Source organism: Emergencia sp. JLR.KK010 (assembly GCF_037018265.1).
Taxonomy (GTDB): Bacteria; Bacillota; Clostridia; order Peptostreptococcales; family Anaerovoracaceae; genus Senimuribacter; species Senimuribacter intestinalis.
On the sequence record NZ_CP143550.1, the window covers coordinates 792,660 to 808,759 of the forward strand.

16 protein-coding genes are annotated in these 16,100 nt (G+C 44.0%); 13 read left to right on the top strand and 3 right to left on the bottom strand.

Going from position 1 to position 16,100, the window contains the following annotated elements; translation table 11 throughout:
• The first annotated feature begins 105 nt into the window (after positions 1–105).
• The 7 genes from rsxC to V1225_RS03815 all read left to right on the top strand — a co-directional run bounded on the left by rsxC (position 106) and on the right by V1225_RS03815 (position 6,106).
• Positions 106–1,422, top strand: a complete 1,317-nt coding sequence (rsxC, locus tag V1225_RS03785; RefSeq protein ID WP_160202550.1) for an electron transport complex subunit RsxC — start codon at positions 106–108, stop codon at positions 1,420–1,422.
• On the top strand, positions 1,422–2,411 hold the full coding sequence (locus tag V1225_RS03790; protein ID WP_160202551.1) for an RnfABCDGE type electron transport complex subunit D: 990 nt from the start codon (positions 1,422–1,424) through the stop codon (positions 2,409–2,411). Before rsxC ends, V1225_RS03790 begins: the two co-directional genes overlap by 1 nt.
• Positions 2,401–2,982, top strand: a complete 582-nt coding sequence (locus tag V1225_RS03795; RefSeq protein ID WP_160202552.1) for an FMN-binding protein — start codon at positions 2,401–2,403, stop codon at positions 2,980–2,982. Before V1225_RS03790 ends, V1225_RS03795 begins: the two co-directional genes overlap by 11 nt.
• Positions 2,982–3,689, top strand: a complete 708-nt coding sequence (locus V1225_RS03800; protein ID WP_160202553.1) for an electron transport complex subunit E — start codon at positions 2,982–2,984, stop codon at positions 3,687–3,689. The genes V1225_RS03795 and V1225_RS03800 overlap by 1 nt, the downstream gene beginning before the upstream one ends.
• Positions 3,683–4,261: an RnfABCDGE type electron transport complex subunit A gene (locus tag V1225_RS03805; protein ID WP_160202554.1), complete on the top strand. Its 579-nt coding sequence runs from the start codon at positions 3,683–3,685 to the stop codon at positions 4,259–4,261. The genes V1225_RS03800 and V1225_RS03805 overlap by 7 nt, the downstream gene beginning before the upstream one ends.
• 17 nt (positions 4,262–4,278) lie before the next feature.
• Positions 4,279–5,118 (top strand): RnfABCDGE type electron transport complex subunit B, encoded by an 840-nt coding sequence (locus V1225_RS03810; protein WP_160202555.1) that lies wholly within the window; start codon positions 4,279–4,281, stop codon positions 5,116–5,118.
• A 205-nt stretch (positions 5,119–5,323) separates the two neighbouring features.
• The gene (locus tag V1225_RS03815) at positions 5,324–6,106 is read left to right on the top strand and encodes a hypothetical protein (protein ID WP_160202556.1); all 783 of its coding nucleotides are present in this window, start codon (positions 5,324–5,326) and stop codon (positions 6,104–6,106) included.
• Positions 6,107–6,403: 297 nt separating this feature from the next.
• Here V1225_RS03815 and V1225_RS03820 read toward each other — a convergent pair whose 3' ends face one another.
• Entirely contained in the window at positions 6,404–7,204 is an 801-nt protein-coding gene (locus V1225_RS03820; protein WP_160202557.1) for an IclR family transcriptional regulator, read from the bottom strand.
• A 203-nt stretch (positions 7,205–7,407) separates the two neighbouring features.
• Between V1225_RS03820 and V1225_RS03825 the strand changes: the two genes are divergently transcribed.
• From V1225_RS03825 to V1225_RS03850, 6 genes are all read left to right on the top strand, one after another.
• Positions 7,408–8,937: an ABC transporter substrate-binding protein gene (locus tag V1225_RS03825; RefSeq protein WP_338547602.1), complete on the top strand. Its 1,530-nt coding sequence runs from the start codon at positions 7,408–7,410 to the stop codon at positions 8,935–8,937.
• Positions 8,938–9,042: 105 nt separating this feature from the next.
• Positions 9,043–9,975 carry an ABC transporter permease gene (locus V1225_RS03830; protein WP_160202559.1) on the top strand — a complete coding sequence of 311 codons (933 nt, stop codon included), beginning with the start codon at positions 9,043–9,045 and terminating at the stop codon, positions 9,973–9,975.
• 5 nt (positions 9,976–9,980) lie between these two features.
• Positions 9,981–10,856, top strand: coding sequence for an ABC transporter permease (locus V1225_RS03835; protein WP_251614763.1), 876 nt, complete (start codon positions 9,981–9,983; stop codon positions 10,854–10,856).
• Between the two features lie 3 nt (positions 10,857–10,859).
• Positions 10,860–11,858: an ABC transporter ATP-binding protein gene (locus tag V1225_RS03840; protein WP_338547603.1), complete on the top strand. Its 999-nt coding sequence runs from the start codon at positions 10,860–10,862 to the stop codon at positions 11,856–11,858.
• The gene (locus V1225_RS03845; RefSeq protein ID WP_161908538.1) at positions 11,851–12,822 is read left to right on the top strand and encodes an ABC transporter ATP-binding protein; all 972 of its coding nucleotides are present in this window, start codon (positions 11,851–11,853) and stop codon (positions 12,820–12,822) included. The genes V1225_RS03840 and V1225_RS03845 overlap by 8 nt, the downstream gene beginning before the upstream one ends.
• Positions 12,823–14,061, top strand: coding sequence for an aminopeptidase (locus V1225_RS03850; RefSeq protein ID WP_251614757.1), 1,239 nt, complete (start codon positions 12,823–12,825; stop codon positions 14,059–14,061).
• 192 nt (positions 14,062–14,253) lie between these two features.
• Here V1225_RS03850 and V1225_RS03855 read toward each other — a convergent pair whose 3' ends face one another.
• Positions 14,254–15,051, bottom strand: coding sequence for a transposase (locus V1225_RS03855; protein WP_338547604.1), 798 nt, complete (start codon positions 15,049–15,051; stop codon positions 14,254–14,256).
• A 262-nt stretch (positions 15,052–15,313) separates the two neighbouring features.
• A complete protein-coding gene (locus tag V1225_RS03860) occupies positions 15,314–16,063 on the bottom strand; it encodes a hypothetical protein (protein ID WP_160203300.1) in 750 nt (249 codons plus the stop codon).
• Positions 16,064–16,100: the final 37 nt, after the last annotated feature.

A 16,100-nucleotide genomic window follows, 5' to 3' on the forward strand; every position in this document is an offset into this window, starting at 1 on the left:
ATGCGGTTTTCTTGTAAAAATGTAATGATTTTTGCGAAACGTTGTAGTATAATGTACCATGTATGATTATAAGGAAGCTATTTTTAGAAAGGAAGGTTTCAAATTATGAGCGCAAATGCAAAGCATTTACACAGCATTGACGCCGGTCACTATAAGAACACTGCCGGCTGTGAAACCGAAGTTATGCCGATTCCTGACATTGTGAAGATTTCAATGTCTCAGCACATCGGCGCACCTTGTAAACCCTTGGTAGCCAAGGGAGATGCAGTCAAGGTGGGACAACTTATCGGTGATACGGATGCCTTCGTAAGTGCACCTATCCATTCCAGCGTGTCCGGAACCGTAGTGGGTATCGAGACCCAGCGTTCGGCCGTTGGCGGTAATGACACGTTAGTTGTAATTGAGACTGACAAAAAACAAGAAATGAGTGAGGACATTAAAGTTCCTGAAGTAGATGATTTGGCAGGATTTGTAAAAGCAGTCAGAGCAAGCGGCCTTGTAGGTCTTGGCGGCGCCTCTTTCCCGACTCACATCAAGTACAATCCAAAGAATATTGACGATGTACATACTTTAATTCTGAATGCGGCAGAGTGCGAACCGTTTATCACTTCTGACCACAGAGGTATGTTAGAAGATACGCAAGATATCATCGACGGTATGAAGCTGATCATGAAGTACCTGAATCTGGACGAAGCTTATGTAGGTATTGAGTCCAACAAGCCTGATGCAATTGCAAAACTCGACCAGATGTTTGCAGAGCAGGGGCTTTCCAACATGCACACCTTCACTCTTCAGGACAGATATCCAAAGGGTGCAGAACGTGTACTGGTATACGAAATTACAGGCAAAGAAATGAAAGCGGGCGTTCTGCCGGCTGACCTTGGAATTATTCTTTCCAATGTTACATCTGTTGCCTTTGTCGGACAGTATTTCAGAACTGGCGTGCCTCTCATCAACAAGAGAATGACTATTGACGGCGATGCAGTAGCGCAGCCGAAAAATATCATCGCGCCAATCGGCACACAGATTCACGATGTAATCGAATTTTGTGGCGGATATAAATCTGAGCCGAAGAAGATTATCATGGGCGGACCGATGATGGGAAGAGCTATTTTCTCCGACGAAATGCCAATCGTGAAGAATAACAATGCAATCTTGGCATTCTCCAAAGAAAAGTCATATATTCCGGAGGAAACCGCTTGTATCAATTGCGGCAGATGCCATAAGGCATGTCCGTTCAATCTTCTGCCAACTGCTTTAGCAGAAGCTTACGAGCGCAGAGATGCACAGAGACTTTCAGATCTTCAGGTAATGCAGTGCATGGAATGCGGAAGTTGTTCCTATGTATGTCCTGCGAGAAGACCTCTGGGCTTCATGAATAAGCTTGGAAAAGGCGTTGTAAAGGAGGCTGGAATTAAATAATGGATAAGACATACTATAATAATCTGGCAGTATCCTCCGCACCGCATTTAGTGAGCAAGATGGATACAAGCAAAACCATGCTGATGGTAATCCTTGCTTTAGTGCCTTCGTTTTTGGTAAGTATCTACGTATTTGGCATGCGTGTAATCCTGTTAACTCTGGTTTGCGTAGTTGCCAGCGTAGGCTTTGAATGGCTCTACAACAAAGCCATGAAAAAGAGACAGACTGCGGGAGACTTATCTGCCGCTCTGACGGGCGTTCTGATTGCATTCAACGTGCCTTCAAACTTCCCGTACTGGATGGCAATCATTGGATGCTTTGTTGCAATTATCATCGTAAAACAGCTTTACGGCGGTATTGGCAGAAACATCGTAAACCCTGCTATCACAGCAAGAATTGTGCTGTTCATTTCCTTTGCAACAGAAATGACCACATGGCCGACTCCAAGAATGGCGGAAGCAGATGCAGTAACTAGTGCAACGCCGCTTGGCGTGCTTGCGGAAGGCAGTGCTGCCGATCTTCCGTCCAACGCTGAAATGTTCCTCGGATTCATCGGTGGTTCTATGGGCGAAGTTTCCGCATTGGCGCTGCTGGCTGGCGGGCTGTTCCTGATTTGGAAAAAAGTCATCAGTCCAATTATTCCGGCATGCTTTATCGGTACTGTATTTGTTATCGCATTCCTGTACTACAGCTTTTCAGGGGATGTGGATGCAAGTGCCCTGGACATGGCAATTTTCCATGTTTGCGCAGGCGGCGTAATGCTGGGTGCGTTCTTCATGGCAACTGATTATGTGACTTCCCCGATTATGTCTCTGGGTAAAGTCATCATGGGCGTTGGCTGCGGTATCATCACCATGGTTGTAAGACTTTGGGGTGCATATCCGGAAGGCGTATCCTTCTCCATCTTACTGATGAATATTATGACGCCGCTGATTGATCAGCTGTGCATCAAATTAACATATGGAGGTGCAAAGAAAAATGAAAAATAACAATACTTTCAAAGAATATGTTGCACCTATCGTTGTTTTAGTAGCGATTTGTTTAGTAATCACTGCAGCTCTTGCTGCAACTTACGGTGTTGCGAAGCCAATCATCGATAAGAATGCAATTGAATCTGCAAACGAGGCGAGAGCAGAGCTTCTGCCGGCAGCAGATTCTTTCACTGCCTATGACGGCGAGTTGGCTGTTGCGGATCCTGACAAGGTATATGCAACGGAGTGCTACATCGCAGACAATGGAAGTGGTATGGTGATTACTGTAAATACTAAGTCCTTCGGCGGCGTGCTGACTGAGATGATTGGCATTGATGCGGACGGCAAGATTACCGGCGTTAAGGTAACTGCCCACGCGGATACACCGGGTCTTGGAACCAAAGCCCACGATCACGATGGACATCTGTATCAGTATGAAGGAAAATCTTCTGATGAGATTACTTCCACATCTGCAAAAGATGAAGCTGCCATCAATCACATTTCCGGCGCGACTATTTCTTCTAATGCGGTACACTATGGCGTATACTGTGCATTAGAACAGTATAAGATTGTAGGAGGTGCTAAATAATGGAAAAGAAACCAAGCAAGTTAAGCATCCTTACCAAAGGTATCATTAAGGAAAACCCTGTACTTGTATTGCTGCTGGGTACTTGTCCGACACTGGCAACTACTTCTTCTGCAATTAACGGTATCGGAATGGGCGTATCTGCTATGGCGGTACTGATTTGTTCCAATATCGTAATCTCTATTCTTCGAAATATCATTCCTGACAAAGTTCGTATCCCGTGCTACATTGTAGTAATTGCAGGATTTGTAACGGTTGTTCAATTATTGCTGCAGGCATTTGTACCTTCCCTGTACGCTTCACTGGGTCTGTTTATTCCATTGATTGTAGTAAACTGTATCATTTTGGGAAGAGCAGAAATGTTTGCAAGCAAAAATAATCCGTTTGATTCCGCACTGGACGGTATCGGTATGGGTATTGGATTTACCCTGGCGCTGGGCGTTATGGGTCTGATTAGAGAATTCTTCGGTTCAGGTACACTGTTCGGACAGGAAGTTCTGACGAATATCGTTCCAGGCATGGGAATTTTCAATCTGGCTCCGGGCGGATTCTTCGTATTCGGTGTGCTCATTGCCGCTGTAAACTACTTTACAAAGGGCAAGGCGCTGAAGAAGAAAGAATTTGGCTGTGAAGGTTGCGCTATGGCTGCAATGTGCGGCGGCGCAAGAAAAGAAAAAGATTGTCAGAAAGGAGCTGAAGAAGTATGTTAGAAGCAATTACTATCATCATGAGTATGATTCTTGTAAACAACTATGTATTGGCGCAGTTCCTTGGTATTTGTCCATTCCTGGGCGTATCCAAAAAACTGGATTCCGCGGTAGGTATGGGTATCGCCGTTATCTTTGTAATGGTGCTTGCGACAATCGCGACCTGGCCAATTCAGCAGGTTTTAAACAAATTTGATATTGGATATTTGCAGACTGTAGTCTTCATCCTGGTTATCGCTGCGCTGGTACAGCTGGTTGAAATGATGCTGAAGAAATTCATCCCATCCCTGCACAAGGCGCTGGGCGTATTCCTTCCGTTAATTACCACCAACTGCGCGGTACTGGGTGTCTGCATCAACAATATCGATTCCGGTTACGGATACTTACTGTCCATCTGCAACGCATTCGGCGCCGGCGTAGGTTTCTTATTGGCAATGATTCTCTTTGCCGGTGTCAGAAGCAAGCTGGAAAACGAAGATGGCGTGCCGATGGCATTCAGAGGTGTTCCTCTTACATTAATTACTGCTGCTATGCTGTCCCTGGGCTTCATGGGCTTCAGCGGACTGTTCCAGTAAGATAGGAGGCGAATGAAATGTTAACACCAGTTTTAATTGTAGTTGCGATTGGTCTTGTCTGCGCAGTCATTCTGACCATCGCTTCCAAAGTGTTCTTCGTACCTGTTGATGAAACGTTTGCACTGCTTCGTGCGGAACTTCCGGGCGCCAACTGCGGTGCCTGCGGATATAACGGTTGCGACGATTATGCCAATGCTCTGGCTGAGGATCATTCACTCAGCTGTTCCATGTGCCCTGTAGGCGGCGCAGATGTTGCCGCAAAGCTTGCGGAAGTGTTGGGCGTTGAAGCAGGTTCTGCTGACAAACAGGTGGCAGTTGTGATGTGCAACGGTACTAAGGATGCAGCAAAGACCATCATGGAATATACAGGTGTACAGACCTGTTCTGCTGCAAAGCAGTTTTTCGGCGGACTTTCCGCTTGCCCTTATGGCTGTATCGGTCTTGGGGACTGTGCTGCAGCATGCGACTTTGACGCGATTCACGTGTGCGACGGCGTAGCGGTTGTCAACAGAGATAACTGCGTAGCTTGCGGCGCATGTGCAAAGGTTTGCCCGAACTCCGTTATCAAAATTCAGAGCGCTAAGAACCTGGTTGTGGTTCAGTGCAAATCTGAAGCAAAAGGCGCAGATACCAGAAAGGCCTGCACTAACGGATGTATCGGCTGCAAGAAGTGCGAAAAGACTTGTAAGTTCGAGGCAATCACAGTGGAAAACAACGTGGCAAGAATCGACCCTGACAAGTGCAAGAACTGCGGACTTTGCGCAAAAGAATGTCCGACAGGCGCAATCAACAATATGCGCGTAAAGAAAGCGCCGGCAAAATCAGCTGAACCGAAAGCAGAAAAGCCGGAGGCTTAAAAAAGATTTTAATTTGCGACCTCGCCCTGTGGCGAGGTCGTTTTTCAAAGGAGATGAGATGCTTAGGGACATCAGCATTCAGGATTTCAGGTGCGTTTTCATCAAGCGTCAGCGATGAAATAATGGTTGACTTTTTGAAACAATTGTGTATAATTTGTTTACAAATATGGAATTAAATGTAACTAATAGGATCGAAAGGGGACCGATGAAAAGCAGTAAAGACTATGTCCAGTGGGAATTAGAAAATCAGAAGAAATTGTGTAGTGAATACCGAAAGGCATTAAAAGGTCTGCCTGAGGGCAGAATGTTTATGTCAAATCGTGGTGATAAACAGTACTATTATGATGCCGAGAGCCATGACTATATCGGTAGAGTTGACAATAAAGAAGTAGCTGGCAAGCAGCAGCGTTATTTTCTGGAGAAATCTATTTCGATTATGGAGAATAACATCAAAGCCGCCGATAAATATCTGAAAAATTTTAAGGATTACATGCCGGAAGCTGTGATGGACAGCCTTCCAGGAGCATATAAGTTTTCCACTTTAGAAGGACTTCCTAAAATAGTAGCTTTTGCAGATGGGGAAAACTGGGGCAATCAGCATTATGATAGAAGTATGAAATATCCGGAACACTTGATTCATAAAACGATGAAAGGCGATATGGTTCGCTCGAAATCTGAACTGATTGTGGCGGATATTCTATATCAAAGAAGAATTCCATACCACTACGAGGAGCCGATGCTCCTTGGAGGTAAGGAAATCGTTCCTGATTTTAAAATTGCAGTACGAAGCGAGAATCGTTTTAAATATTTGGAGCATTGCGGCATGTTGGGTGATCCGGGTTATTGTAATAGTTTGGTCTGGAAAATGCAGCAGTATATGCGCTATGGATATGTGCCATGGAAAGACGTGATATTTACCTTTGATAACATGGACGGCAGTATAGACACCATGACAATTAACAGAATCATTGATTTCTTTTTCGTTTAGATGGCGGGGAAACAGTGGGCTTGTGCATATCTCCAGAAAAACAACATAAAATATGCACAAATCTTCTAGAGACTGTGCATATTTTTAATGATTTTTCTTCTCATATGCATTTTCAACGATAAAAAAGCGTGAAATGGCGTGATAACTGATGGGTTGCAGTGCGAAACGTGCATAAATAATACAATAATCCCGAAAATATGCAGACTGGTGTGCATATTTTCGGGATTTTCTTTAAAAATATGTATTTTGTTGCGGCAACAGCCTCCATGTAAGGGTCGGCGCTGAGCTGCCTGCACCTTAATACGGACACACGCACTTAGTTTTTATCAGAACATCGCTAATTTCACGGGCGGTATCTTTTAGCTGAAGGATAATCGCATCGACATCCTTTGTGAAAAGACGAGATTTTGGTGCAGTAATGCCAATATTGGCATTGATTTGTCCAGTATGATTGAAGAGAGGCACGCTGAGACAGAATAGACCGTATTCGTTTTCCTCGTCATCACAAGAAAAGCCGTTTTTTAAGATTTTAGCCTGCTCTTTTTTAAAGTCGTCGTAAGTGATAATGGTGTTATGTGTCAGTTTTTTCAAATGTGCATTTGAAAAGTACTCTGTTAGCTGTTCATCGCTCCAGGATGACAGAAACAGTTTTCCGGCAGAACAACAGTTTAGCGTAGGAAATGGAAGAAGATTGGAAGTCAGTGCTGATTCTTCTCCCCGGCAGGAAGCCAGCGACAGGCAATGCTCCTGAAAGAGCACAGTTAGACCTGCACTCTCGCCGATAGAGGCAGAGAGTGACTGTAAAAAGGGCTGTGCGATAGAGGGGATAGAAAGCCGGGTCTTTACTGCTTCACTGTAATAAATAAACTTCAGTCCAAGACGGTAGTGGTCTGTCGGAACTACCTTTTCAATCAGTCCATACTTCTCCAAAGATTGTAGGATTCTATGTAAAGTTGCTTTCGGAAGATTGAGTTTCTTTTGGATATCGATAAAAGTACCTTCTTCCTCAAAAATACAATCGATGACACTGAGCGTTTTATCAATGGAGTTAGAGAATTCCTTGTTCTTTGTGTCAGACGTAATAAGTGGTTGTTTCAAGTCCTTCACCTCAATTAATTTCTAATGGTTATACAGTGTTCATTGTAACAAGGAAACCGAGAGATGTCAAATCTGTCACGAACAAAATAAATATACGAAAATATAAATAAAAATTCACAAAAAGATATTGACAAATTTCTGAAAATGGTTTACTATTATAAAAAAGAAAAATGGAACTGAGTTCCAAAATAGGAGGAACAACTATGAAAGCAAGAACAAAAAAAGGAATTGCTCTTTTGCTGATTTGTATGTTAGCTTTGGCTTCTCTGACTGGCTGCGGCGGTGGCGGAGATGATACTGAAGCAAGAACAGACCTTAACTGGGCATTATCAGCAGAACCAAACTCTCTGGATCCTATGGCAATCGCTATGATGAGCACATTTACCGTTACATATGCAATCTACGATAATCTGGTAGAGGCAAATGAAAACGGTGAATATGTAGAATCACTGGCAGAAAGCTATGAGATTTCCGACGACGAGATGGAATATACCTTTAAACTTCGTCAGGGTGTAAAGTTCCATAACGGAACAGAAATGACTGCTGACGACGTAGTATACTCCATCAACAGAACCATCGAAAAAGGCTGGGCAGCTGATATGACTGCAGCCATCGATAAGGTTGAAAAAGTAGACGACTACACAGTGAAATTAAGCTTAAAAGAGCCTTTCGGCGCTATGATTGGAAGCCTTGCTTCCCCTTACTTCTCCATCATGAGCAAAGCTTATGCTGAAGAAAATGGCGAAGATGCTGTAGAAAGAGCTCCGATGGGAACCGGCGCTTACAAATTCGTTGAATGGGTAAACGGCGACCACATCACTGTAGAAGCAAATGAAGAATACTTCGGCGGCGCACCTGCAATCAAGACAGTAACTTTCAAACCAATTACTGACAAGAACACTGGTCTTGTTGCACTGCAGGCAGGCGAAACTGACGCATTCTTAAATGTAAACAACTCCGATATCTCCGTAGTACAAGATGATGAAAACCTGGCATTCTACAGCACCGACATTGCTGCTGTACTGTCTCTGAACATGAATATCGAAGCAAAACCACTTGATGATGTAAAAGTAAGACAGGCTATCAACTACGCAATCAACAGAGAAAACATCATTAAGGGTGCGCTGGAAGGAAACGGAACTGCTGCAAACAGCTCCATTTCTCCGACCTGCGATGGTTACTCCGATAAAGTAGCAGGCTACACCTATGATTTGGACAAGGCTAAGGCACTGCTGAAAGAAGCAGGACAGGAAAACCTGAAATTAACAATTAAGATTAAAGAAGATGCGAAGATTCAGAAGGTTGCTCAGGTAATTCAGGCAGACCTGAAAGAAGCAGGCATTGAAGTTGAAATCGATATCATGGAAGCTGGCGCATATACCACAGATGTATATTCTGAAGGCGACTACGAAATGACAATTTCCTCTTGGTGCGCAATGTTTACTGACGCATACTCCCTGCTGTACAGCCAGTTCCATAAAGACTGCTACGGCGGAAGCGGCAACATCACTCACGTTGTCAGTGATGAACTTTCCGGTAAACTGGAAAATGCGGCAAGACTGACAGGTGATGAAAAACAGGCTGCTTACGAAGATGTTGCAACAGACATCAGCGAACAGGCATACGTTGCGTCTCTGGTGTTTGAGCCAACCACAATCACAACAAATGCAAACCTGAAAGGCGTTGCAGCAGACGCACTGGGCATTTACAAAATCAAGAGAATGTCCTGGTAATTGCGCGAATAGACCTTGCGGTTAGTAAGACCGCTATAATGACAAAAAGAGGGTATTCACAGTGAAAATGGGGATACCCTCAAGTTTTCAAAGAGAGGACAGATTATGGTAAAGTATATTTTACAACGTCTGGGCATGATGGTGATTGTTGTGCTAGGAATCTCCTTTATCGTATTTACCATCATGAATTTGACACCGGGAAATGCGGCACAGCTAATTTTGGGGCAGAGCGCATCTCCCGAACAGGTTGCGAAACTGGAAGCTGAACTGGGCTTAAACGAGCCGTTCTTTGTACGCTATTTTGAGTATATTGTTGATATGTTTCAGGGAGAATTCGGAAATTCCTATCAGACAAAGCTTCCGGTATTTGAAGAAATTTTGAGCCGCTTTCCGACCACGCTGACACTGGCAGCTGTTGCAATGTTTTTTGCAACTTTAATCGGAGTACCGGTAGGTGTAATTTCCGCAGTGCGCCAGTATTCCTTTGTGGATGCAGTCAGCACTGTGGCAGCGCTCATCTTCGCATCTATTCCGTCCTTCGTACTTGGACTGGTTTTGATGCTGGTTTTCGCACTGAATTTACACTGGCTTCCAGCTACAGGTCTTCACGATATCACAGGCTATATCTTGCCGGCGGTCACCCTTTCCACGGGAACCATGGCAACCCTTGTGCGAATGACTCGTTCCACTATGCTGGAAGTTTTGAAACAGGACTATATCCGTACCGCAAGAGCAAAGGGAGCAGAAGAAAAGAGTGTTATCTTAAAGCACTCCCTGCGCAATGCGCTCCTTCCGATTATCACCGTAATCGGTGTAGACTTCGGATACTTGCTGGCAGGTACTGTAGTAATTGAATCCGTATTTGCAATTTCTGGAATCGGATCTCTTCTGATTACCAGTATTCGTATGAAAGATACGCCGGTCGTTATGGCGGCAATCATGTTTGTTACCATCGCATACAGCTTGGTAAACCTGCTTGTCGATATTATCTACGCTTATATCGACCCTCGTATCAAATCGCAGTATGAAAGGGCGTGATTACCGTGAAGAAACAAGAAAATGAAATGAAAGCACGCAGTCAGTTTACGGCAATCATGATGAGACTGCGTAAAAATAAACTGGCCATGCTGGGGCTTGCGATTCTGTTAGCCATGGCAATATTGGCCCTCTGTGCTGACTTTATCGCTGACTATGACACCCAGGTAGTCGGTCAGGATATGGACGCAAGACTGGAAGGACCGTCAGCAGACCATTGGTTTGGTACAGACCAGTTCGGCAGAGACGTTTTCGCCCGTATTATTCACGGCGCAAGAATTTCCCTGACCTTAAGTATTATCGCTATGGCCATTGCAGTTGCAATCGGCGCTATTATCGGTGCAATCGCTGGTTATTTCGGCGGCTTCCGTGACAATATTCTCATGCGTCTGATGGATATCCTGCTGGCAATTCCGCCAATGCTGATGTCTATTTCCATCGTTGCGGCTTTGGGGCAGAGCATGTCCAACCTTTTGATAGCCCTGTCTATCGCATACATCCCGGTATTTGCCAGAGTCATTCGTTCTTCGATTCTGTCCATCAAGGATCAGGAGTTTATCGAAGCGTCTCGTTGCTGCGGCAGTAACGACTGGCACATCATCATAAAGCATATCATTCCAAATGCCATCGGTCCGATCATCGTGCAGGCAACCCTTGCAATGGGTGCAACTATTCTGATTATCGCTTCTTTGAGCTTTATGGGTCTGGGCGTAAAACCGCCTGCGTCAGAATGGGGTACGATGCTCTATGAAGGCAGAGATTTCCTGCGTCAGGCTCCGTATCTGGTACTGATTCCGGGTACTGCAATCACCCTTGCGGTAATTTCCCTGAATCTACTTGGCGACGGTCTTCGCGACGCGTTGGATCCGAGAATGAAAAACTAGGAGGTGGCTGTTTTGAGCGAAAGAATATTGAGTATTGATCATATCTCGGCGGAATATCGCACAGACGACGGTGTATCCTCCGTATTAAACGACATTAGCTTTTCCCTGGACAAAGGGGAAACTCTGGGGCTGGTTGGAGAAACTGGCGCCGGAAAAACTACAACTGCGCTGGCTATTATGCGGCTTCTGCCAAAACATACCGGGTTTATCACCGGCGGAGAAATCCAGTTTGAGGGAAGTGGCAACCTTTTGGAGCGCACAGAGGCAGAAATGCGTGCCATCAGAGGACACCGCATCTCTATGATTTTTCAGGATCCGATGACCAGCCTGAACCCGGTACTTCGTATCGGTGACCAGATTAAGGAATCCTTTAAGATTCACATGCCGGATCTTTCCGATGAAGAAATGGAAAAGAAAGTGGATCAAATGCTGGAGATGGTTGGTATTCCTGCCAGCAGAAAGAGAGAGTATCCGCATCAGTTTTCCGGTGGTATGAAGCAGCGTGTAGTAATCGCAATCGCCCTGTCTTTGGAACCGGAGCTGCTTATTGCCGATGAGCCAACTACTGCCCTTGATGTTACCATTCAGGCGCAGGTGCTGCATATGATGCGTCAACTGAAGAAAAACCTGGGAACTTCCATGATTCTCATCACCCACGATCTTGGTATCGTATCTCAAAACTGCGACAAGGTTGCAGTGATGTATGCGGGAACTATCGTAGAGTCGGGAACGGCAGAGGAAATTTTCCTGAGCGAGTCACACCATCCGTACACCGTTGGACTTTTCGGTTCCATCCCTGATATGAAAAAACAGACGAAGCGACTTTCACCGATTGATGGTCTGATGCCTGATCCGATGGAACTGCCGACAGGCTGTGTATTTCATCCGAGATGCCCAAAGTGCATGGAAAAGTGTAGAACTGAAGTGCCAAAGGCAGTAAATGTGGATGGCGAGCATGTCATCAGATGTCATTTGTTCGAGGAGGTGGAAAGCCATGAGTAATACACCGAAGATTGAGGTAAAACACTTAAAGAAATATTTCAAAACGCCTTCCGGCTTGCTTCACGCAGTAGATGATGTGAGCTTTTCCATCGAAAAAGGACATACCCTTGGCGTTGTAGGCGAATCCGGCTGTGGAAAAACCACTTTGGGAAGAACTGTACTTCGTCTCGTAGAACCGACTGACGGCGAAATTTACTTCGACGGAGAGAAGATTACGGACTTTAATAAAGCGAAGATGAAACAGCTGAGAAAGAAGATGCAGCTGATTTTCCAGGATCCGTATGCGTCATTGAATCCGAGACTTTCCGTGTCGGAAATCATCCGAGAACCGATGGAAGTGGGGAAAATGTTCAAAACGAAAGCGGAAGTACACCGCAGAGTAAAAGAACTGATGGATGTAGTAGGTCTGGCACCGCGTCTGATTAACGCTTATCCTCACGAGCTGGACGGCGGAAGAAGACAAAGAATCGGTATCGCAAGAGCGCTGGCGACAGATCCTGAATTTATCGTCTGCGACGAGCCGGTATCTGCACTGGACGTATCTATTCAGGCGCAGATTTTGAACCTGATGATGGATTTGCAGGAAGAACGGGAACTTGCTTATATGTTCATCACCCATGACATGAGTGTAGTAAAGCATATTTCCACGGAAATTGCGGTTATGTATCTGGGGCAGTGCGTTGAGCTGGCAGAGACAGGGGAACTTTTCAGAAACCCGAAGCATCCGTACACGCAGGCGCTGCTTTCGGCAATACCTGAAATTGACATTACAAAGAAAGACACAGAACCGGAACTTTTGCGCGGTGAGGTTACATCGCCGATTAACCCGGCAGAGTACTGCAGATTCTATCCAAGATGCAAATATGCTTGTGAGGCTTGTAAAAACGAGAACTATAAACTGGTGGAAATATCCGATAACCATTATAGTGCTTGTATCATGAACCAAAAGGAGCACATAGATTAGATGGAAAATAAAGAACGATTATTAGAAAATTATGCGGAGCTGATTTTGAAGAGGGGAGTAGGTCTTCGTGCGGGGCAGATTCTGGTGGTAGAAGAAACATCAGTAACTGCCATTGAATTTCTTCGCATTTTAGCGAAGAAAGCGTACGAGCTGGGCGCAAAAGATGTGGTAATTCATTTTACCGACCAGCAGCTGACCAAAATTCGTCTGGAGCATGCGAAAATGGAGACCCTGTCCGAAGTACCGGACTGGTGGGTCGAAGCAAGAACGTCTTATGCTGAAAAGGACGCATGCTTTTTACGCCTGAACAACGACGCGCCGGACGGACTGCGCGACGTAGAAGATGTAAGACTCGCAACATGGAAGAATGCTACATCGGCGACTTTGAAGGATTTGAGCTTCCTGAAAAAGGACAACCGTGTGAAGTGGAGTGCTTCCGCAATCCCGGGAGAAGAATGGGCAATGAAAGTTTTCCCGGATAAAACAAAAGAAGATGCAATGGATGCTTTATGGGAAGCGATTCTCAAATGCTGTTATGTGACAGAGGAAAGCGGTGTTGATGGTTGGGATAAGCACATCAATGAAATGCTTGAGAACGTGAAAAAAATCAATAATCTGGGGGTTCGCGGGCTTCACCTGCGCAATGGTCTTGGCACAGATCTTACGATAGAATTGTGTGATGACACAGTGTTCGTAGGCGGTATCTGCCACTGCCCGGAACCGGACGGTGAACTGTTTGCGCCGAATATTCCAACAGAGGAAATTCTTTCCACACCGCATAAATACAAAGTAAACGGCGTCGTTTACAGCTCAATGCCATTTGTTCATGCGGGCAATATTATTGATGGCATGCGCCTTGTATTTAAGGATGGCAAGGTTGTAGAGTACAGTGCAGAGGTGGGAGAAGACGTTTTAGCCGGCATTTTAGAAGATGAAAGTGCGCGTTATCTGGGCGAAATCGCTCTGGTTCCATTTGATTCACCGATTAACCAGATGGGGATTTTATTCTATAATACCCTCTTTGATGAAAATGCTTCCTGCCATTTGGCGCTGGGAGCAGGTTATTCAGATATGATTTTAGGAGAAGACCGCAGCATGGAGGCACTGGAGAGGAAAGGTCTGAATATTTCAGCTCTCCACGTGGATTTTATGTTCGGCACAGAGGATCTGGCGTGCACCGCAACTTGTGAGGACGGCAGTCAGGCTGAAATTTTCCGAGATGGGAAATTCTGTATCTAAATGGAAATCTGTTCATAAGGCAAGAGTGAAGAGCCCAGGTTTATAGATGCCAATGGCATTAAGTTAAGGGATTTAAAGATAAGTTAGTATTGTTCGCGATATTAACTTCTCTTTTCTTTCCCTTTGATTCAAGCTGATAAATTGTTTTTTGTAGATTTAAAAACACAACAAATAGACAAGAGCGTTCCCTTGTCAAAAAAATACTGTATATTTCAAATCTCTAAATGAAGTTTCAATTCCCCGCCGCATGCCATACAGTTGTTTCAGAGTATCCGCAGGGAATTCATCAGTATCCGGCAGCTCTAAGCCATGCAGAATACCGGATGAATATTGATTAAAATCTTTCACCCGTATTAGATAAAACCATCCTTTTTCTTGGATATGAGCCATGTTGTTATATGCCTCATATCCTCTGTCTGCAATCACAATTACATTTCCCTGCAGAGCGGATCTGTCCACCATTTCAGTCAACGCTTTGTTTTCACCGGCTTCTTTGCGTTTGAAAACGACTGCATCCTCATAAGTGTGAGATTTCAGATTATATAAAGCATTCAAATGCAGCAGATTATAAGGCTTTACACCTTCTGCTATTTGAAAAAGAGCGTCTTTATCGTTTAGATTAGTTGCGATTTGAATATCTGAACCATCAACAGCCAAGAGTTTATATCCTTTATAATTATCATTACTATAAGTTGCTGCTGTAAAATCATGAAAAAGCGACGCAAATGCTTTAGGAAGTATGTTCTTACGCTGCTGGACAAAAGCAGATGATGTTGCTGTATTTAAGCCATAGCCAAACTGCCGTAAAAGTTCATTTGATAAAGATGCTCCCTCCATTGTCAATAACGAAAGAATCATTTTCTCATATGGTATTTTTCTGTTTCTGGAAAAATCTGTTTTGGGGTTAGAAACAAGGTCTGTTAAATCCTGTTTCTGCTTATTAATAATGTCCATAATCAAATTTTTTAGTTCCAGTGAAGTCCTATTCATGCGGTATCCTCCTTGTAAAAAGATGTTATCTAATTACAAGGGCCGCTTTAGCTGCCTCTAAAATATTCAGCAGCTAAAGCGACCGCATTTTTTTGTTCATATGTCAATACTTATTCTCAAAAAAATCCCACACCACATTTTCTGTGATGTGAGATTTTCTTAACTTAATGCCATTGGGCAAATGCTGGAGAGTGTTATTTTTCTGCAAAAGTGCATAAAGACTCTTTTTTTATTTAGAATATTTCTCTTACTATTGGAGAAATTAGAAATTTAAATATGGGGAATTGTACGTGGTATCTCCTTTGTAACTTGTCCCATTCCAAATAAAGATGTGACCATAAGCACGATATGTTCCGGATGATGTTGAATATGTTGCGCTTGTAGTATACTTCTTACAACCATCACTACTATTAAAAGACGTATCCTTCGATGCAACAATTGTACCAGCGGCATTCACAACATAGGGTCTTATTCCTAAATTACCTGCTGCAACAGAAGTTCCGCTTTCAACCCCAAGGCTAACACTTGAACTTGCATATTTTGTTCCTGCTTTAGAAAGGTTAATGGTAGCCTCACCATAATATGTTCTTGATCCAACCGTCCAAAATTTCTTTGAAGATGTAGCAGAATACAGAGATCTTGCTTGAATACCACTTTCATTTGTATCAGGTGCAGAAATAACAAATTCCCCAATAACCGTTATCCCATCATTTTTATAAACGGGGATTATTCGATCTTTTTGTTCTTTTTGAAGCTGGATTGCCTCTTCTGGATTTTTTGGTAACTCACCGAAAAAATCCGCTTCCTTAACAAATCCATTTTGTCCATTAGTTGCTACTGCAGCAATAAGATCTGGAACTTCTGTCTGTGTCACAATGGAACCATACGTATCCCCAGCTTCATTTGTTTTTAGCGTTTGAGCCTCACTCTCAGCCGGTACTAATGCCAGCATAAATGTAGCAACTAATGCTAACGCTAAACCTAACCGAAAAACTTTGCTTCTACAAGTCATAATACGACCTCCTTACTATCTTCAATTATAATAGAAT